This window comes from Ensifer sp. 22460, from assembly GCF_052044935.1.
GTDB lineage: Bacteria > Pseudomonadota > Alphaproteobacteria > Rhizobiales > Rhizobiaceae > Ensifer.
On the sequence record NZ_JBQENZ010000007.1, the window covers coordinates 16789 to 35486 of the forward strand.

Annotated in this window: 17 protein-coding genes, 1 tRNA gene and 3 pseudogenes; 10 read left to right on the forward strand and 11 right to left on the reverse strand. The window is 60.2% G+C overall.

Features of this window, described 5'->3' with window-relative positions:
- Positions 1-24 precede the first annotated feature (24 nt).
- From ACTJKM_RS10325 to pcsA, 5 genes are read right to left on the reverse strand one after another with little or no spacing between them, the layout of a single operon-like run.
- On the reverse strand, positions 25-945 hold the full coding sequence (locus ACTJKM_RS10325) for an ABC transporter permease (RefSeq protein ID WP_058328174.1): 921 nt from the start codon (positions 943-945) through the stop codon (positions 25-27).
- Complete coding sequence (locus tag ACTJKM_RS10330) at positions 945-2039, reverse strand: ABC transporter permease (protein ID WP_058322454.1); 1095 nt, start codon at positions 2037-2039, stop codon at positions 945-947. Before ACTJKM_RS10330 ends, ACTJKM_RS10325 begins: the two co-directional genes overlap by 1 nt.
- Positions 2029-3603 (reverse strand): ABC transporter ATP-binding protein, encoded by a 1575-nt coding sequence (locus ACTJKM_RS10335; protein WP_440660312.1) that lies wholly within the window; start codon positions 3601-3603, stop codon positions 2029-2031. The genes ACTJKM_RS10330 and ACTJKM_RS10335 overlap by 11 nt, the downstream gene beginning before the upstream one ends.
- 48 nt (positions 3604-3651) lie before the next feature.
- Entirely contained in the window at positions 3652-4629 is a 978-nt protein-coding gene (locus tag ACTJKM_RS10340) for a quinone oxidoreductase family protein (RefSeq protein ID WP_058328173.1), read from the reverse strand.
- A gap of 9 nt (positions 4630-4638) precedes the next feature.
- The gene (pcsA, locus tag ACTJKM_RS10345) at positions 4639-5364 is read right to left on the reverse strand and encodes a phosphatidylcholine synthase (RefSeq protein ID WP_058328172.1); all 726 of its coding nucleotides are present in this window, start codon (positions 5362-5364) and stop codon (positions 4639-4641) included.
- A 275-nt stretch (positions 5365-5639) separates the two neighbouring features.
- Here pcsA and ACTJKM_RS10350 point away from each other — a divergent pair, with 275 nt between their 5' ends.
- On the forward strand, positions 5640-6851 hold the full coding sequence (locus ACTJKM_RS10350; RefSeq protein ID WP_058328171.1) for a UbiH/UbiF family hydroxylase: 1212 nt from the start codon (positions 5640-5642) through the stop codon (positions 6849-6851).
- Here the strand turns inward: ACTJKM_RS10350 and ACTJKM_RS10355 are convergent.
- On the reverse strand, positions 6819-7781 hold the full coding sequence (locus ACTJKM_RS10355) for an AEC family transporter (RefSeq protein ID WP_057255892.1): 963 nt from the start codon (positions 7779-7781) through the stop codon (positions 6819-6821). The genes ACTJKM_RS10350 and ACTJKM_RS10355 overlap by 33 nt on opposite strands.
- 229 nt (positions 7782-8010) lie before the next feature.
- Complete coding sequence (locus ACTJKM_RS10360; RefSeq protein WP_058328297.1) at positions 8011-8757, reverse strand: cytochrome c biogenesis CcdA family protein; 747 nt, start codon at positions 8755-8757, stop codon at positions 8011-8013.
- Between the two features lie 191 nt (positions 8758-8948).
- Here ACTJKM_RS10360 and ACTJKM_RS10365 point away from each other — a divergent pair.
- Positions 8949-9024 (forward strand) — tRNA-Lys (locus tag ACTJKM_RS10365).
- Positions 9025-9702: 678 nt separating this feature from the next.
- On the forward strand, positions 9703-9948 hold the full coding sequence (locus tag ACTJKM_RS10370) for a hypothetical protein (protein ID WP_058328169.1): 246 nt from the start codon (positions 9703-9705) through the stop codon (positions 9946-9948).
- A 179-nt stretch (positions 9949-10127) separates the two neighbouring features.
- On the opposite strand, the gene ACTJKM_RS10375 is transcribed toward ACTJKM_RS10370, so the two are convergent.
- Positions 10128-10457 (reverse strand): hypothetical protein, encoded by a 330-nt coding sequence (locus tag ACTJKM_RS10375; RefSeq protein ID WP_058328168.1) that lies wholly within the window; start codon positions 10455-10457, stop codon positions 10128-10130.
- A 198-nt stretch (positions 10458-10655) separates the two neighbouring features.
- Between ACTJKM_RS10375 and ACTJKM_RS10380 the strand changes: the two genes are divergently transcribed.
- The 3 genes from ACTJKM_RS10380 (at position 10656) to ACTJKM_RS10390 (ending at position 11893) form a co-directional block, all read left to right on the forward strand.
- Positions 10656-10898, forward strand: a complete 243-nt coding sequence (locus ACTJKM_RS10380; protein ID WP_058328167.1) for a hypothetical protein — start codon at positions 10656-10658, stop codon at positions 10896-10898.
- 205 nt (positions 10899-11103) lie between these two features.
- Positions 11104-11358 carry a YMGG-like glycine zipper-containing protein gene (locus ACTJKM_RS10385; protein WP_057255883.1) on the forward strand — a complete coding sequence of 85 codons (255 nt, stop codon included), beginning with the start codon at positions 11104-11106 and terminating at the stop codon, positions 11356-11358.
- A 271-nt stretch (positions 11359-11629) separates the two neighbouring features.
- Positions 11630-11893, forward strand: coding sequence for a hypothetical protein (locus ACTJKM_RS10390; protein ID WP_057255881.1), 264 nt, complete (start codon positions 11630-11632; stop codon positions 11891-11893).
- A gap of 164 nt (positions 11894-12057) precedes the next feature.
- On the opposite strand, the gene ACTJKM_RS10395 is transcribed toward ACTJKM_RS10390, so the two are convergent.
- Positions 12058-13038 (reverse strand): GlxA family transcriptional regulator, encoded by a 981-nt coding sequence (locus ACTJKM_RS10395; protein ID WP_058328166.1) that lies wholly within the window; start codon positions 13036-13038, stop codon positions 12058-12060.
- 453 nt (positions 13039-13491) lie between these two features.
- Between ACTJKM_RS10395 and ACTJKM_RS10400 the strand changes: the two genes are divergently transcribed.
- From ACTJKM_RS10400 to ACTJKM_RS10415, 4 genes and pseudogenes are all read left to right on the forward strand, one after another.
- Complete coding sequence (locus tag ACTJKM_RS10400) at positions 13492-14304, forward strand: alpha/beta hydrolase (protein WP_058328165.1); 813 nt, start codon at positions 13492-13494, stop codon at positions 14302-14304.
- A 534-nt stretch (positions 14305-14838) separates the two neighbouring features.
- Entirely contained in the window at positions 14839-15039 is a 201-nt protein-coding gene (locus tag ACTJKM_RS10405) for a hypothetical protein (protein ID WP_058328164.1), read from the forward strand.
- Positions 15040-15380: 341 nt separating this feature from the next.
- Positions 15381-15659, forward strand: coding sequence for a hypothetical protein (locus ACTJKM_RS10410; RefSeq protein WP_058328163.1), 279 nt, complete (start codon positions 15381-15383; stop codon positions 15657-15659).
- Positions 15660-16209: 550 nt separating this feature from the next.
- Positions 16210-16524, forward strand: a pseudogene (locus tag ACTJKM_RS10415) (ATP-binding protein); the annotation flags it as partial.
- Positions 16525-16674: 150 nt separating this feature from the next.
- On the opposite strand, the pseudogene ACTJKM_RS10420 reads toward ACTJKM_RS10415, so the two are convergent.
- Positions 16675-16905: pseudogene (locus tag ACTJKM_RS10420) on the reverse strand (DUF2213 domain-containing protein); the annotation flags it as partial.
- A gap of 417 nt (positions 16906-17322) precedes the next feature.
- A pseudogene (locus ACTJKM_RS10425) lies at positions 17323-18689 on the reverse strand (DUF1073 domain-containing protein).
- Between the last annotated feature and the right edge of the window lie 9 nt (positions 18690-18698).

Consider the following 18698-nt stretch of genomic DNA (forward strand, 5'->3'; position numbering starts at 1 on the left):
AACGTTTGTCTGAAATTCTTGAAATCAGCGGTCCGGCACGAACGGTTTGCCGAGCGATGCCGGTGTATTGATCAAGGTCATGCGACGGTTGTGCGAAATGAGAATGAGCACGACGATCGTCGCCACATAGGGAAGCGATGAAAGGAGCTGTGAGGGAATACCCAGACCGAAGGCCTGCGCATGCAGCTGGCTGATCGAGACCGCACCGAAGAGATAACCGCCGGCCACCAGCCGCCAGGGCCGCCAGGAAGAAAAGACCACCAGCGCCAGCGCGATCCAGCCGCGCCCCGCCGACATGTTTTCCACCCATTGCGGCGTGTAGACGAGCGACAGCTGCGCACCGGCGAGGCCGGCGCAAGCGCCGCCGAACATGACGGCCAGATAACGGGTGCGGATGACGTCGACGCCGAGCGCGTGCGCGGAAGCGTGGCTGTCGCCGACAGCCCTGAGCTTGAGACCGGCGCGGCTGCGAAACAGGAACCAGTGCACGCCGGCGACAATCGCAATCGATAGATAAAAGATGATGTCCTGTCGGAACAGCAGCGGACCGATAACCGGAATGTCCGCCAGAAGCGGTATCGTGATCGGCTGCAGCTTGATGCCCTGAAGGCCGAGGAAACTCTCGCCCATCATGCCGGAAACGCCGATCCCGAGCAGCGTCAGGGCAAGGCCGGTCGCCACCTGGTTTGCCACGAGCGTCAACGTCAGGAAAGCGAAGAGCTGCGAGAAGATCGCGCCGCAGGCAACACCTGCAAGCATGCCCAGATAGGGCGAGCCGGTAATCTGGGTGATCGCGAAGGCGGAGACCGCCCCCATGATCATCATGCCTTCGACGCCGAGGTTGAGAACGCCTGAGCGTTCCGTCACCAGTTCGCCGATCGCGGCGAGCACCAGCGGGGTCGCGGCGGTGATGACACTCAAGAGGATCGCTTCGACAATACCCATCAGCGGCTCACCTCGGTGTTTGTCGCGGTCAGCCGGTCGAAGACCAGTTTGATGCGGTAGTGGATGAGGGTGTCGCAGGAGAGCACGAAGAAGAGCAGCAATCCCTGGAAGACGCGCGTCACCTTTTCGGAAACGCCGATCGAAAGCTGCGCCGCTTCACCGCCGAGATAGGTCAAGGCGAGCACCAGGCCGGCGGCCACAATGCCGAGCGGATTGAGGCGACCAAGGAAGGCGACGATGATCGCGGTGAAGCCGTAGCCGGGCGAGATGACCGGGCGCAGCTGCTGGATCGCACCGCTGACCTCGGATATGCCGGCGAGCCCAGCCAAGGCGCCGGAAAGCAGCATCGAGAACCAGATCATGCGGCGCGACGAGAAACCCGCAAAGCGCCCTGCCCGCTCCGACTGGCCGAGAACGGAAATCTCGAAGCCCTTCAGCGTGTAGCGCATCATGAACCAGATGAGGACTGCCGCGATGATGGCGAAAGCGAAGCCCCAATGGGTCCGTCCCGAGGCGATCATCTCCGGCAGGATCGCATCGACGGCGAAAGTGCGCGTCTCCGGAAAATTCATCCCACCCGGGTTGCGCCAGGGGCCACGCACCAGCCAGTCGAGAAAGAGCTGAGCGACATAGACCAGCATCAGGCTCGTCAGGATTTCATTGGTGTTCATATGCGCCTTGAGGAAGGCGGGAATTGCCGCAAACAAAGCGCCGCCGAGCATGCCCATTAGCATCATCAGCGGCAGCACCAGCGGCGACTGCCAGTCGTAGAAGACCACCGGCAGGATCGAACCGGCGATGGCGCCCATGATGAACTGGCCCTCGGCACCGATGTTCCAGTTGTTGGAGCGGAAGCAGACCGAAAGCCCGACGCCGATCAGGATCAGGGGGGCTGCCTTGATCGCCAGTTCGTGCAGCGACCAGACCTCGCTCAACGGTTCGACGAAGAAGCTGTAGAGCGCCATCACCGGGTTCTTGCCGAGCAGCGCGAACATGATGCCGCCGAAGACAATCGTCAGCAGGAAGGCGATGAACGGCGACAGGATCGAAAACAGCGTCGAGACCTTGGCGCGCTTTTCCAGTTCAATGCGCATGTGCGGCCTCCGTGCCTTCCGTCTTGCCGTACATGCCGCCCATCAGCAGGCCGATCTTTTCGCGCGAGAGTTCTTTCGCCGGATAGGGATCGGAGAGCCGCCCGTCGCTGATGACGGCGATTTCCGTCGCCACCTCGAAGATCTCGTCCAGATCCTGGCTGATGACGAGAACAGCCGAGCCCGCCTTGGCAAGGTCAACGAGCGCCTGGCGAATGCGGCTGGCGGCGCCGGCATCGACACCCCAGGTCGGCTGATTGACGACCAGCACGCTCGGCTGCCGATCAAGCTCACGGCCGACGATGAACTTCTGCAGGTTGCCGCCCGACAGCGAGCCCGCCGGCGGGTCTTCGCCGCTCTTGCGCACATCCATCGCCTCGGAAATGCGCTTCGTGGCACTCGTCACCGCATCGCGGCGGATGATCTTGAGGAAACCGCCACCAAGGAATGCCTTGGCGTCCGAACGGCTGCGGGCAAGCACGAGATTGTCCGAGAGCGGCAGCGCCGATACGGCGGCATGGCCGTGGCGCTCTTCGGGAACGAAGCCCGCGCCCATCAGGCGGCGGGCATTGATGTTCCTGTTGCCGACCGGCTTCTGCCGGATCTGTACGGCATTCTCGTCAACGACCGGATACTCGCCCGACAGCGCATCGAAGAGTTCGCCCTGGCCATTGCCGGCGACACCGGCGATTGCCAGCACCTCGCCGGCGTGGACCTTGAGACAGATGTTCTTCAGCGAAACGGCAAAGGGTGTGCGGGCCGGAACCGTCAGATGCCGCGCCTCGAGCTGCACCTGGCCCTTGGCGCTCGTGCCTTCGGCCGTCACGGCCGCGACGTCACTTCCAACCATCATGCGCGCCAGCGACGACGGGGTCTCCGCCTTCGGGTCGCAGGCGCCGGTCACCTTGCCGTGACGCAGCACCGTCGCGCGGTCGCAGATGCGCTGAACTTCCTCGAGTCGGTGGCTGATATAGAGAACCGAGCGGCCCTCCGCCTTCAGCTTGTAGAGCGTTTCGAACAGGCGATCGGCTTCCTGCGGCGTCAGAACCGAAGTCGGCTCGTCGAGAATGATGAGGCGCGGGTTCTGCAGCAGCGCCCGCACGATCTCGACCCGCTGGCGCTCGCCCACGGAAAGATCGGCAACATGCGCCTTGGGGTCGAGCGGCAAGCCGTAGGCATGCGACAGGCGCGAAGCTTCTTCCGCCACCTTCGCGAGCGAGATATTCGCATCCATGGAGAGCGCAATGTTTTCGGCGACGGTCAGCGCCTCAAACAGCGAAAAATGCTGGAAAACCATGCCGATGCCGAGCTTGCGCGCGGCGGCGGGATTGGCGATGCGCACGCTCTGGCCCTGCCAAAGGATCTCTCCTGCCGTCGGCGCCAATACGCCGAACAGCATCTTCACCAGGGTCGATTTTCCGGCACCGTTTTCGCCGAGAAGGGCGTGGATTTCGCCCTGTTCAATCTGCAGATTGATCCCATTGCAGGCCGCGAAGCTGCCAAACAATTTCGTCAGGTTGCTCACAGCCAATAGGTGACCGTTCGCCGCTACTCCCTCAACAGGCACGCTGCCCTCTTTCCCCTCTGTTGATCCGCGTCCGCCTTAAGGCTTCGATCACGGAATCAGCAGTGTTGTTCCACTTGTTTTTCTTGTCTCGAGATCCGTATGCGCCCGCCCTGCATCGGCAAGCGGATAAGTCTGATTTATATTGATACGCACTTTGTTGCTTTGCACAATATCAAACAGGGAATTTGCACACGCTTCCAGCGCAGGCCGCGTGGCAACGTAACCGAAGAGTGTCGGGCGGGTCGCGAAAAGCGATCCCTTCTGCGCCAGAATGCCGATGCTGAACGCTTCCACCGGACCGGACGAATTGCCGAAGCTGACCCACAGACCGCGCGGCTTCAGGCAGTCCAGCGACGCCGGATAGGTATCGCGCCCGACGGAATCGTAGACGACATCAACACCGCGGCCATCGGTCAATTCCTTCACCCGCGCGACGAAATTGTCGGTGCGGTAGTTGATGACGTGGTCGTAGCCGTGCGCCAGGGCCAGATCGATCTTGTCCTGCGAGCCCGCAGTGCCGATCACGGTCGCGCCAAGCGCCTTTGCCCACTGGCCAGCGATCAGACCGACGCCGCCGGCGGCCGCATGGAACAGGATCGTCGTGCCCGGACCGACCTGATAGGTCTGGTTGAGCAGGTACTGCGCCGTCATGCCTTTCAGCATCATCGCCGCTGCGGTCTCGAGCGTGATGCCGTCTGGCACTTTCACGAGTTGGGAGGCATCGACATTGCGCTCACTGGCATAGGCGCCGTCGGCCGAGGCATAGGCGACGCGATCACCAACGGAGAAGAGGCTGACGCCATCGCCAACCGCCGTAACGATGCCCGCGCCCTCCTTGCCCGGCACGAAAGGCAGGCCAGAGGCGGATTTATAGAGGCCGGTGCGGAAATAGACGTCGATGAAGTTGAGGCCAACGGCAACCTGGCGGATCTGCACTTCGCCCGGCCCCGGCGGCGAGAGGGTGACGCCTTCGAGTTTCAGGACCTCCGGTCCACCGAGTTCGCGTACCACAATCGCCTGTGCCATTGCCTGCTCCTATTTCTGGCCGAGACTTGGAAAAATCTGCAGCACGAAGCCAATCACGTAGAGATAGATGCCTGTCACGACAAAACCGGTCACGACCCAGGCCGGTGTCGCAAAATGCAGGAGCAGCGCATAGACACCCAGCGCCGACCAGACCAGGAAGACGCCGAGGTTCAGCGGCCGCAAACGCTGGACGCGGACCGGGTGGAGGAAATTGATCGGCAGGAAGGTGAGCACCACGGAGACGAAGACGACGATCGACGCCGTCACCTCGCTCGCCTGGATGACGAACAGCGTGAAGACCACCATGTTCCAGACGACGGGGAAGCCCGAGAAGAAGTATTCGTCCGTTTTCATGCCCATGTCGGCATAGTAGATCGCGCTCGAGACGACGATCGCACCCGCCGCCACGAAGGACCATGGCTCGCCGATCATGCCACTCTGATAGAGCGCAAAGGCCGGCAGCAGGACATAGGTCACGTAGTCGATGACGTTGTCGAGCGTGTCGCCCGACCAGTTGGGCAGCACTTCCTTGACGCGGACCTTGCGGGCGATCGGCCCATCGATACCATCGACGAGCAGCGCCAGGCCCAGCCACCAGAACATATCGACGAAGCGGTGCTCGGCCGCCGCAACGACGCCGAGGAAAGCAAGAAACGATCCCGAGGCGGTCAAGATATGCACGGAAAAGGCGCGAATCTCGGCGTAGGGAACTCGTTTGTAGTTAAAGAACTTCATCTGCGGACGCCGCCCACCCCTGCTGTTTTCCCCGTACGGACCCGGAAGCCCGCCTCAACCGCTCTGCGGCGCATTGCGCGTAATATGCACCCTTTGCAACGCATCGCCACTAAAATTCAAGCTCGGTCGCTTCCTGCAGCCCCATTGTCCTGTGGACACTTGCAAATTGCTTCTGCGCTGATTCTACCCATTTATTTCGCTCTCGCCCGCGACTAGAGGTATGATCGAGGCTCGGCCAAGACGCCTCGAAGCGTGCGTGAAAGGTTGGTTGCCTCATGGATCACTACGATATCGCCATCATCGGTGCAGGTCTTGCGGGATCGCTCGCGGCCATCGCGCTTGCCGACGCCGGTTACCACGTCGCCTTGATCGGTCCAGAGCCGGCGGTCGCCGACGGACGCACCACGGCGCTGATGGACCAATCGATCGAGTATCTCAAAAAGCTCAACCTTTGGGAAAAGGTAGAGCCGCTGACGGCAGCGCTCTCGACCATGCGCATTCTCGACGGAACCAACCGGCTGCTGCGTGCGCCGCCGGTCAATTTCCGCGCCTCGGAAGTCGGGCTCGACGCCTTTGGTTACAACATCCCGAACGCGCCTTTCATCGACATTCTCCGCCAGCGGGCCGAAGAGAGCCCGACGCTGACGCGCATCGCCACCTCCGCAATCGGCTTCGACCTTTCGGATACTGTCGCGACGATCGAGCTGGCAAACCGCAGCCAATGCAGTGCCCATCTGCTCGTCGGCGCCGATGGTCGCCGCTCGCCGGTGCGCGAAGCCGCGAAGATCTCCGTCAGCACCTGGTCCTATCCCCAGACGGCGGTCGTTTTGAACTTTGCGCACGAACTGCCGCACCAGAACATCTCGACCGAGTTCCACACCGAAAGCGGCCCCTTCACCCAGGTTCCCCTGCCCGGCAACCGCTCCAGCCTCGTCTGGGTGCGCAAACCCGACGAGGCCGCACAAACGCTGACGCTGGACCTTGCTGCACTCTCCCGCGCGGTCGAGGACCAGATGCAATCGATTCTCGGCAAGGTGACGGTCGAGGGCACGCCGCAATCCTTCCCGCTCTCGGGCATGACTGCGCAGCGCTTCGGCAAGGGGCGTGTCGTGCTCCTCGGCGAAGCCGCCCACGCCTTTCCGCCGATCGGCGCCCAAGGCCTCAACCTCAGCCTGCGCGATGTGATGACGCTCGTCGATATCATCGGTACGGCCAGTGGAGAAACGCTTTCCGGCGATATCGGCGATCGTTTCGATAGCCGCCGCCGGCCGGACATCATCAGCCGCACGGCGAGCGTGGACCTGCTCAATCGCTCGCTGCTTTCCAGCTTCCTGCCGGTGCAGGCGCTACGCGCGCTCGGGCTGCATGTGCTTTCCGCCGTCGGGCCGCTCCGCAGCCTGCTGATGCGCGAAGGCGTTCATCCCGGCAGCGCGCTTCACGCCTTTAGGGATAGCCTACGGGAAAAGATCGGGCGGAAGAGCGCCTGAGCGGATCAGGTAAAGCAGGCCGGTGACGGTTGCGACCGACAGCGTGGTGGTGATCAAGATCGTCGCCGAGGCCCGCTCCTGCCATACGCCATACTGGTGGCCGATGACGAAGACGTTCGTTGCCGTCGGTAGTGCTGCCAGCAGCACCGCGGTCTGCACCCAGATCGGATCATAGTTGCCCGTCAGGCTCATGGCCGTGAACATGACGAGCGGATGTAAAAGCAGCTTGGCCGGAACGATGTAGCCGATCTCGACGGGAATGCGCTTGATCGGGCGCAGCGCCAGTGTCACGCCCATGGCAAAGAGCGCGCAAGGTGCTGCACACTGCGCGAGATAATCGATGAGCCGCTGAACCGGCACCGGCGGCTGCACCGCGAAGAAGGCGGCGACGACGCCGGCGAGCGTCGCAAGGATGAACGGGTGCAGGATGATCTTGCGCGCGACACTTGCGGCAAACACCAGCGGTTTTTCCTGTCGGCCGCCTGATATCGCCATCATCGCCGGCGCGACGGCGAAATGGGCTGCATTCTCGAAGCTGAAGATCAGCGCAACCGGCACCGCGGCCGCATCACCCAAAGCAAGAAGCGCCAGGCCGGGGCCCATGTAGCCGATATTGCCATAGGCGGCGCCGAAGCCCTGGATCGTCGCCTCCGCAATGGAGTTGCGCCTGATATAGACGCCGATGAGAAAGATCAGCGAGAACACGATGTAAGTCGCCCCGACCGTCGTCAGGATGAAGTCGGCGCGCGCCAGCTGCTCGATCGGCGTGCGTGAGACGAGCTTGAAGAACAGTGCCGGCAGAGCGAGATAGATGATGAAGGTGTTGAGCCACCCCATTGCCTCGCCCGGATGCTGGACGAAACGCGCCGTCAGATAGCCGAGAAAGATCAGGCCGAAGAACGGCATCACCAGGCCCGCGATTTCCGTCATCTTTCCCCTCGCATCTTTCACTTCCCCGCGCCGGCACCTATACAGCGCCGCGCGTCTTACCAGACGCGCAAAGGTCGCTGTAGCACTTTGAATTGCAGCATGTTTTTGTACTTTAATCGGGTACGATTAAACGAAACACGCAGTAGCCTTCGCACGCCTAGCCCATGAACCGGCCTGACGATTAGGCTGGCCCCTTAGGAAAAGTGATTCCGAAATACGAGGGTGTGCCCTAGCCGATTTTCATCAGGATCGGGAAGGTCGTCTGGAACCAAATGGCGACGGAACTGATGAAACCGAAGAGGAAAGCGAGGCCCGCCAGCACCAGCAGGCCGCCCATCAGCTTCTCGACCAGGCCGAGATGACGGCGGAAGCGCAACATGAAGCGCATGAAGGCGCCAGAGAAGCCAGCCGCGATCCAGAACGGAATGGCAAGCCCGAGCGAATAGACGGCCAGCAGCATGGCGCCGTCAGACACGGTGTCGCGCGCAGCGGCAACACCGAGGATCGTGCCTAGCACCGGACCGATGCAGGGCGTCCAGCCGAAGGCGAAGGCTAGCCCCATGATATAGGCGCCGGAGAGCGTCGCCGGCTTGCCGCCGCCCTGGAAGCGTGCCTCGCGCGCCAGCAGCCCGATCTTGAACACGCCGAGGAAATGCAGGCCCATGATGATGATGATCACGCCGCCGATGCGCGACAGGAGATCCATATGCTGCCTGAGCAGCATGCCGACCGACGAGGCCCCTGCCCCAAGGGCCACAAAGACAGTTGCGAACCCGAGCGTGAACAACAGCGCCGCCGGCAGGACCGCACGCCGGGTGCTTCCGACCGTCGCCGCATCGCCGCTACGAAACTGGTCGACCGAAACGCCCGCCATGTAACAAAGATAGGGCGGCACGAGTGGCAGGACGCAGGGGGAAAGGAACGAGAGGGCGCCGGCAAGAATGGCGGTCCAGATGGAAATATCGGCGATCGACAACGGCAAGAACTCCGGCATGCGGCATTTGGGCCATTCCTTAGCCGCAGGATCATGATGATACCAATCACCTTTTGGCGATCATTGCGCCATGCACCGTTTCTTCACAAAACCCGCAATTTTTCGGTTGACCGACAGGAAACACGCGTGCATATGTCCGCCCACTTCCGCCGGGCTTAACAGCCGCGGCCAGGGAGCGCGTAGCTCAGCCGGTAGAGCAACTGACTTTTAATCAGTAGGTCCAGGGTTCGAATCCCTGCGCGCTCACCAACGAATTCAAGGGGTTATGGCCATTCCTAGCCCTTTTTCATGCGCCCCAGCAGTAACATGCTTTCCCTTATTCTCCGGGCTTTTTCAGGCGCTTCCCGCCCTTCCCGGTATCAAAATGGTCTCACGAAAACATGAGGGCGGAACGCCTTCAGAGCCGTAGGCTCCAGAGACCCTTGCATGCGCCCGGAAGTTGCCACTTGGATGTGGCGCGGCGGAGGCTTTGGCACACATTTGGCACTAGCTTTGTCACAACGAGAAATCCGTAGCGCGCTTTTTTGGCGACGCTCACCCCGAGGCCCGCAACTTCCGTCTAGTTGCATTGCCGCAGTGTCGGCTCATAATCGCACCATCGCGGGCGTAGATGAGGGCCTCGGCGGCTGGAAGATCATCACGCTTTCGCCCCAGTATAGGAGGTCGCGCGATGTCTCCGACGACCAATTCGAAGATGCTTCTCCCCCACGAAATCGACCAGATAGACCAGATTTTTAAGGACGTCCTGTGTGGGCTCGGCCTGTCGCGGAATAGTGAGGCCGCTGAGGCGATCGCAAGCCGCACTATCAATTGCTACCAAGGCGGCGTTCGTGAGAGCGGCGCTCTGAAACACATGATCGGATTCTACAAATCCGCTGCGTTGGATCCGAACGCGGACACTTTCGGCAGGGCAACCAAGAGGTCTCGATGGAGGAGATTGCGGGAGGCCTAAACAGCCGGATCACCCCGGACGAACTAGACATGCTCCAACGGACGTTCGACCGGGTGTGCATCTGGTGCAGTATCCCGCGTCATGGAAAACGCGCCGATTTACTGGCCCGGTACATCACCGATCAATTCCGCGAGGGACTGAGCGACGAAGCCGCATTGTTCGGCGACGCCATGTGGCGGGAGCAGAATTCCGACGCCCCTCGATATCGCCCGGATGCCTAGCTCCGTTTCGGGATATCACACTGGACTTAAGTTCAAGATCTCCAGCAGGCTATCTGATCTGCAATAATGTGAGGCGCGTTGGCAGCTTACATTGTGCATTCTCGCCACTATGCCGGGGTCATGCCCGAGCGCAAGCCGACGACCTCATCGACCTGCTGAATGTCCTCACGCGATTCCCGCTAAAAATCGAAGTAGACCGTAACGCCGGATCGACGCTGGTAGCGGTAATAGTCGCGGTAGCCATAGTAGCCGCGGTCACGGTAGCCACCATAGTAACCGTAATGGCGGGGGTAGCACCTGCCATAGTAACCGCAGGCGTACCGCCTATCCCACCGACGATCCCACCGGCGATCCGCACGCCAATGACGATGACTCCGGTGCTTAACCAGTTCGACAGTGTCCGTCTGCACTTGGACGGGTTTCGGCACGAAAATCGGAGCGGCGCTTAGCGGCAACGCGAAAGACGCAGCCAAGCCAATCGCTGCGAAGGCGGATAAGAGTTTTTTCATCGTAACTCCTCCTATCTGCCAATTACTGTGTGCTGATCAGCCTGAACCTCCGATGAACAATGGACCCCGCGCGGGCCGAGCGGTCTGGCACCATCGGAGCAGTCCCGGCGAGCGGTATGGCGGCGGCGCAGGCGTGCAGTTCCGGAACTTCCTGTCGAATCGACAGTTCCTTCCCTGACCACCACAAGGAGAAACATCGTGGCGAAAGATCTGAAAGCGGGCTTCACCGGAAAACCCATCGAACCACCTACAGGCCCCCGCAAGGTCGCAAAGACAGCCGCCGACGCCGTGAGCCGTGAGGCAAACGCCGCGGCGGTCGGGGCCGCAGATCACCCGTACACTGCAGCCGGACTAACGCTTGCCGTCGGCTTGCTTGCGTTTGCGATTGGCTACGTCATGGGCCGATCGTCAGTCGACAGCGAGCAAAGCTACTGGCGATAGTTGCCCTGCGCTTGGAAGGCCCGCCGCCGGTTGGTAGACCGCCGGCTGGAGGCCTTGAGCGAGCGGTCGCATAATCGTCAGAGATTCCTTGCTCCCAGCAAAACACCACTATCGACAATTGCGCGCGTTGCGTAGATGCTTAAGCTCGCGCTGAGGATGCAGAGTGGTGAACTCCCAGGTTGATTTGTAGCAAAGGGGTGAAAGCATGAAAAAGCTTATCATTGCGATTGGAATGATTGGTACGCTTGCGTCCTGCACGCAGACCGAGAAAGGGACGGCGATTGGCGCTGGCACCGGTGCCATCATCGGGGGCGCCGTGAGCGATAGCTGGGGCGGCGCGGCAATCGGCGCTGTCGCCGGCGGCGTCATAGGCAACCTGATCGGTCGTTCGCAAGAGCGCGCCGGCTATTGCATCTATCGTGATCGCTACGGTCGGCGATACGAAGCACGCTGCCGATAACAGCAACATTCGGAGCGGACGGGGTGTCAATTTCGACGCTCCGTAGCTTCGAACCTGGCCAGGGGGGCCTTCCCATCGCCAAAAACCTGGCCGCCGCGCGTAGCGCCTGGGCGGTCGGGCCATGTTTTTGGATGGGGCCAAGCCATGCCGGCACCAGCTTCTCGGTGCCAAGTACAAGATGACGGTGACGACTAGCATCGATGCCCGCTGGAGCAGCGATAACTGCCGAACAGCATGAGACGTCCTTTATCAAGCGTGTTAGACTGCGGAAATGACTGACGAAGAGCAGACGTACGAGTATTCAGAATTTTCCGGCCAGTTCAGTGACGACGGCGTCGTCGTCGAATTGCGCATTTATCGGCCAGCAGGCTCGAATCTCGATTGGGTCCTCGAGGTTATCGATGAGGAAGGTTTTTCCACCACGTGGGAGGAACCCTTCCCCACCGATCGCGAAGCCTTTGAGGAGTTCATTGCGACCGTGCGGCGAGACGGCATCCAGGCGTTTACCGACGAACCGCCGCAGACGGTCCACTGACCCCTAGTCCTGATCTGAATATCTGAGATGTCTACAGCGCCGCGCGTCTTATCAGACGCGCAAAGGTCGCTGTAGCACTTTGAATTGCTGCATTTTTTTGTCCTTTAATCGGGTACGATTAAAGGACAAGAACATGCGGCAGGCGCGTTTGGCCTTTGCCAACGCTAAGCCGCAGCCGCTCGCCGCGCCAGCCGCATCTTCAGTGGGCTCATGCCGTATTCGCGGCTATAGGCACGCGAGAAAGCCGACAGGCTGTCGAAGCCGCAGCGGAGTGCAATCTCGCGAATCGCGCTGCCAGAATCGCGAACCAGACGGTGTGCGACCTGAAGGCGAAGGCGCAGATAGTAGGCGCCGGGACTGGTCGACAGTCCCCGCGCAAAAAGTAACTCCAGCTTGCGCTGCGAAATCGACAGCCGCTTCGTTAAAGCCGCGATCGTCAACGGACGCTCAAGGGTGCGCTCCATCAGCCGAATCGCCTCGGCGAGCTCCGGGTCGCGCGTCTCGATGCGCCCAAGCGAAACGAATGGCTGAACGTCGGTCGCGTTGTGCGTCTGGTCGTAGACGAAGATGCTGGCGACATCGAGTGCCAGCGCCGAACCCAATCTCTGCGTGATCCAGTGCAGCATCATGTCGAAGGTCGGCGATGCGCCGCCCGATGTCCAGAACTTGCCGTCGGCGACGAAGCGGTCGCCAAGCACGGTCAAGGCCGGAAAAGCCTGGCTGAAGTCTTCGAGTTCTTCCCAGTGGGCAGTCGCCCGCCGGCCATTGAGCAGGCCGGTTCGCCCGAGTAGCCAGCAGCCTGACTCGATGCCGGCGACGATGTCGAAATGCCGGGAGGACTCCTGCAGGATCCCGATGAATTTTTTTCCCACATGCCGGTCGAGATTGAAACCGCCGATCACCAGCAGCGCGTCGCCGGCGAGCGGCTGGGCAAACGTGCCATCGACCACGATCGGCACGCCGCAGGTCAACGTCACCGGCTTTCCATCCGCCGAAAGCAGCCGCCAGCGAAATACATCACGACCGGAGATGCGGTTGGCAGCGCGCATCGGATCCAGCACCGAGGCGAGCGACATGATCGACGACTCCGGCAGGATGACGACAGAAACTTCGATCACAGATTGTGGACGTCCATCGGAGGGCATGCGGGAAATGTCAATTTTTGAGCGATAAATGTCAATTCCGGAAATGGCGTTCGGGCATTATCAGTCCGTATCGATCTCCCTACGCGCGGCGCTGCAGCCCCGCGCAGAGACGTTCCCCTTTCCGCCTTTTGCCGGAACGGGCCGGTTGGAGCTATCCACCGGCCCGTTTTTTTATGTGCCATCACAAAAGGAAGGGCCGCAGGCAGCCGCATCCATTATCGGCCAGGCTCACCTGGTCCAGTCTTCGTGCGGAGGTCAAGGATCGGTACGGCGTGAGCAAATACAGACCAATTACAACTTCTACCGCATATTAGCGAACATATCCGCCACTGGCTCCGGACGTTTCGCACCATCCGCTGACACTGCAGTACTCAGCATCAATATTTTCGGATATTTCGATCGATGTGTTTTTTTGACGGAGACTCTTCCATCCCTGTAGCTGGATGTGGCGTCATGAGCATCACAAGATTTCTACTCATCTTTTCGCTGGTGGCGGTGCTGACCTATCTCGTTCTTCTCGGTCTCATCTATTTTTCGCAGCGCACCCTTCTCTATCCCGGGGCCGACGCCACTGCCGCACCGAACCCAGCGAGTTGGGGTGAGAACGTCTCCGTCAAAACACCAGATGGTGAGACGCTGCACGCGCTTTATAGTGAAGGTAAGCCCGACAAACCCGGTGTGCTGCTCTTTTTCGGGAATGGAGATCGAACAGACAACTATGGGTTTCTCGCACAGGCATTGGCTGCGCGGGACATTGGATTGCTTGCGATTTCCTATCGCGGCTATCCGGGATCGACCGGCTCACCAGGCGAGGACGGTTTGCTGACCGACGGCATCGCGGCGTTCGACTGGCTGGCGCACCGCACCAAAGGGGGCATCGTCGTGCTCGGCCGCTCGCTCGGCACTGGCGTCGCCGTGAACACGGCGGCACAAAGGCCAGTCTCCGGCGTGATCCTTATCTCCCCATATCTGTCGGTTCTGTCGGTCGCCGAAGCGCGCTATCCGTTCCTGCCGGTCACGCTCCTCATCAAGGATCCCTTCCGCTCCGACCTCAAAATAGCGGCGGTGACGCAACCAAAGCTTTTCATTCACGGACGGTTGGACGACAGCATTCCCCTGTCGTCGGGCGAAGCGCTCTATCGCATTGCGCCTGAACCCAAGCAGATGCAGATCGACGAGCGCGCCGGCCACAACGACATCTGGAACGACAATACGGTAAGCGAGGTTATTCACTTCGTGGAGGCGTTGAAGCGGAACGCCACATAGGCCGCCCTGCGCACCTCGTGACAGGATCCACAATTTCTATCGAAGAAACAGATCGTTAGAAACTTGGCGACCCCTGCAGGAATGCAAGAAGTCCGTATTTTCGCAATGAAAACAACGCTTAGCGGGAAAAGTGAGGGGCGATTAAGTCCCTTTGAATCATTTGAGAAATTTTAAACTCACCCCTCACCGCTCAGCGCTCCCGGAGGTAGATGACCGGGGCTCAATCGCCGATGACCAGGGCCATCTCGGCAAAGCGCTAACAGCACCAGCCCCACGTCAACAAGCTGGCCCCCGAGCGATTGCCCATTGCGGTAGACGTCGCGTAGCTTGCGCCCGTATTTATAGCCCCCTTTTGCGTGACGCGGTTAAACAAGAGGAGCGAAACGAGATGGGAGTACGTGAGAGGTCACGCCGCCCGATTACTCCTGCCTTTGGCGTAGCTCACGTGAGCAACTGGCGCTGAATTTCAGTGGCTGCTAATTTAACTCTGAAGGTCAAACCCAGCTTATGGCGGGGGCTTTCCAGGAGGCTGGAATGCACAGGGACGATCCTCGGATCAAACAAAAGCTGGCGCAGATCGACAACCATCGCCGCCATGCGAAATTCGCGGAAGACCAAGCCTATATGCTGTTGGAGGATGCGCAGTATTCGTATGCGCACATTGCGCGTCTGAAGCGCGAGATTTTCGAAATCGAGAGCAGCCAATCCCAAAGCGGTTTCTTGCTGCCCCAGTAGATTGTCATGGATGCGCCGCACTACAGGCCGATCATATCGACCAAATCTTGCACCCGATATCGGACGTATTGGCCTTCTTCATTCGCTCCGCGCCAAACCGCGCTGCTATAGCGCCCCTCGGATGCGATCCAGTCGACCGCCAGGAGCCCACTCAGCACAACAATCGAGAGCAGCAAGCCACGCATGTCGCTAGTTTATCAATGAGCGCGTCAGAAATCTGTAACCTTTTCAATAGCCAGTTTGGGCTGTGCCCTACTCCTTGACTACATGGTGTGCTGTGCGAGCCTAGGTGCTCGGCTCAGTTTTGAGCCCAGCGAGCATAGACGCGGAAGGCAAGATGAATGGAAGCCGATCTCGAGGACGCTCGTCGGCGCTACAACGAACTCTACCCGGATCGACCGATTCCGCGGCTCGGTCTCAATCGGAGCGAAGTTGCTACCGCGATCGGGGTGAGCATGAACACAGTGGACGAGATGGTGCTGGAGGGTTTTCTTCCCAAGCCGCGACGATGGCACAGCCGCAAGATATGGATCGTCTCCGAGATCGAGCTTGCTTTGATGGAATGGCCGGTGGATGGCGTCACTGCCGATGACGATGACGATTGGCGCGCCACCGCTTGATAGTGGAGTGATCCCCGCCGCCCTCAAAATCCCCCTGCAGGAGCCGGATTTCCGTCGTCTGGCATGTCGCGGGTATCAAGACATAGGCAAGGCGTTGCCCGAGCGTTTTCCCTCTGTAGGGAGGCTTTCGAGTTGAAAGAGTTTGGCATTGAGAGATGGGAGGAGTATAATCCCTTTGCCGGTAGCGTCTGGCTCGCGTCAAGCGACGACAAAGCTTGATTTGCGGTATCTCCAATGGGTTTCAAAAGGCTCATCGGAGGAACCAGAACCACCCGCTACCGGTTCTCGGAAGGTCGGGTTCAGCCCGGCCTTTTTTGTTACAACCGCATCGCTCTCCTTAACGAAGCTGCCACGAAAGGCATCGCGGGTTCGATTTCCTCCACGTCCTGCAGCCGCATCTCCTTATCATGCTGCCAGCCGTTCAGTTTCGCATGCTCAATGTGCCGAAGCATATGCAACGGGTCAGGAACCCCGCAATCAAACACCCTGATGAGCACACATTTTTTCTGGACTTTCACCTCTGCGAAGATCCGACCGCAATGATAGCCGATGCGCGCTCGCGCGTGGTGACGGCCGGTATGCCCGGCTGCAACGGACCTTGGGCCACGTTCAGCTCCTGATACTGGATGATTGGGGGCTCGAACCGCTCAATGAACAGGCCCGTCACGATTTGCTGGAAATCCTCGAAGATCGCTACGGCCGTCGGTCGACGATCATTACCAGCCAACTTCCCGTATCCGCCTGGCACGGTGTCATCGGCGACCCAACCTATGCCGATGCCATACTCGACAGGTTGGTCCACAATGCCCACCGCATCGAATTGAGCGGCGATAGTCTGCGCCGAAACCTACCCCGCAAAGCTTGACACCTAGCCTAATTGAACTGACAACAATCATCGCCCGCAGACCTCCCTAGACAGGGGGCGAGATCATCCCGGAAACTGGGAGCGCAATCATCTCGGAACGAAGGGGCGGCTTCATCGGAATCGGCACAAGCGGTGTAAGAACCAGCCGATTTCCGTCGGGTGATCGTTCGTCACCGGCTTGTGGGCGTAGCTGCCAAGGCTGGCCTTGTCGAAGACCTGATCGGCGGAGCGGTAGACCTTCACAGACTGCATTTCCGGCTTGCCGACCTCACGGCCAGTATAAAGCTGGATGCCAGTACGAGCGGTGCGGACGTCCGCAACTAGGTAGCCGTCGGCGGTCCGTCGCGTGCCCGCGATCGGCGCAGTGTCTGTGAATTTCATGAGTAGTACCTCAGAAGAAAAACGATCTGCGGCGATGGCGGTCCGACACACCGTCAACGAAAGCAGCGAGATCAGACCATGGTCCGATACTAAAATTTCAGCGCTGGGCTAGGTTTTGGACCCGCACAACAGTCGAAGGAGTTTTGTCGTGACAAAGGTTCTGGTTGCCGCGATGGCGCTGGTAATGGTTGGTTTCTGGGGTTCTGTCGGCGTTCTTATTTACTCGCTGCTTGCGTCTTAGTTAGTAGCGGAGCCGTCGTCTCTCCCCTATAGTTCCTCCCGGCAATGGAGGTTGCCTACGGAGGATTGTATGAGCGACACCACGTTTGGGTTTCTGTTGGCGGCCGAGTTGTCGGCCTTACTCTGGGCCGCAATTTTCATGGTGATATTCTCGGCCTCTTGATGAGCCTATCCGGTTCATCGCTCCTGAATTGACTGTGCGACTGCTGCGGCCGCAAGCTCGTCCTCGGAAGGCTCCTGCTCGCTCAGCTTGCCATGTTCCTCGATCGCCGCGTCCAGGCCGGGTAGCGACCCATCTTCGACGAGCGCATTGACCAGAGCGTCGGACACAGCCTCACGAGGGATAATTTCCTGTCCCGGCGAAGTGCCCACCAACTGGCGCGCGGCGTCGGCCTTCGTCTTGAAGACGTCAGCCTTTTCCTTCTCCGACATGCCCCAGAGCGGTGCCCACTCGTAGTAGATACCCGGGTCGCGCGAGCCGGTCCCGCTGCGGATGATGCACTCGTCGAGGCGCATCATTGCCGGTGTCATCTCGACCTCCTGCATGGCCTGCAGGCGATCGTAGTAGTTGCGCAGGTCGCTTTCACCAGTGGCGTTCATGCCGGCAGGCGATTGGCCGAGCAAGCGGGTTGCCGGGATGTCGGCCGCGCCTGATACCAGCTGCATGAACGACATAAGCACGTCTGGCAGCGTGGCGAAGCTCGCCGTCTTCTGTTCGAACTCCTCTTCCTTGTCGAGGAGGAGGTCGCCGTTGATGCCTTTGGCCGTGGCCGCCAGTGTGTAGCGTTCAAGGATCTTGGCGCGGTACCGCTCATCCCCCACGTTCTGCATGAAGTCGGGGATGCGGATGACATTGACCTTGGCCTCGAAAACGAGGCTAGCAATGTTCGCCGCGGTCCCGTCTGCCTGCTTGATGGCCTCGACGACCGACAGAAGGACGCTATCACCCCAGCCAGGGAAAGCAGTGGTGTAATCTCTTCGTCCGGCTGCGCGGCACCATTGAAGATGACCAGGCGCGACGGATGAATATCGACCTGCCGGCCGCCGGACGAGCTCACCTGATAGAGCATTGGCTTGCCATACCATTCGGAGGCCGGATCGCGGTCGATCTCGCCGGCTGTCAGGCTACGCCGCGACATGACTGTGAGGTACTTCAGCCCGCCTTTGCCAACACGCTCCACGTCGAGTGGCTCGGTCAGGTTCTGGTCACCGGTACCGATGACAACGGCCGCGCCGCCCCAGAGCCGAGCCTTGATCTTGGCTTCGAGGATCTTGCCCTTGACGTTGAGGCGCTTCTCCTCGGCCTCGATAAGCTCGATCTGCTGCTTCTTCGCCTGCCAATCACGCCAGGCGCGCACGCTGTCGAATGCCGGGATGTCGACGATCTTCCGCGGTAGCCATGCGCCACGGTAGGCGTTGAGCAACTCCTCGTCCGAAAGCATCGGCATCGAGTAGAAGGTCGACGCCGCCTTATCTCGGCTGGTGCCGATGTTCGCAACCATGTTCGTCAGGCTGTCGCGGACGAAAGCGATGATGTTTCCCATGCCCGCTTC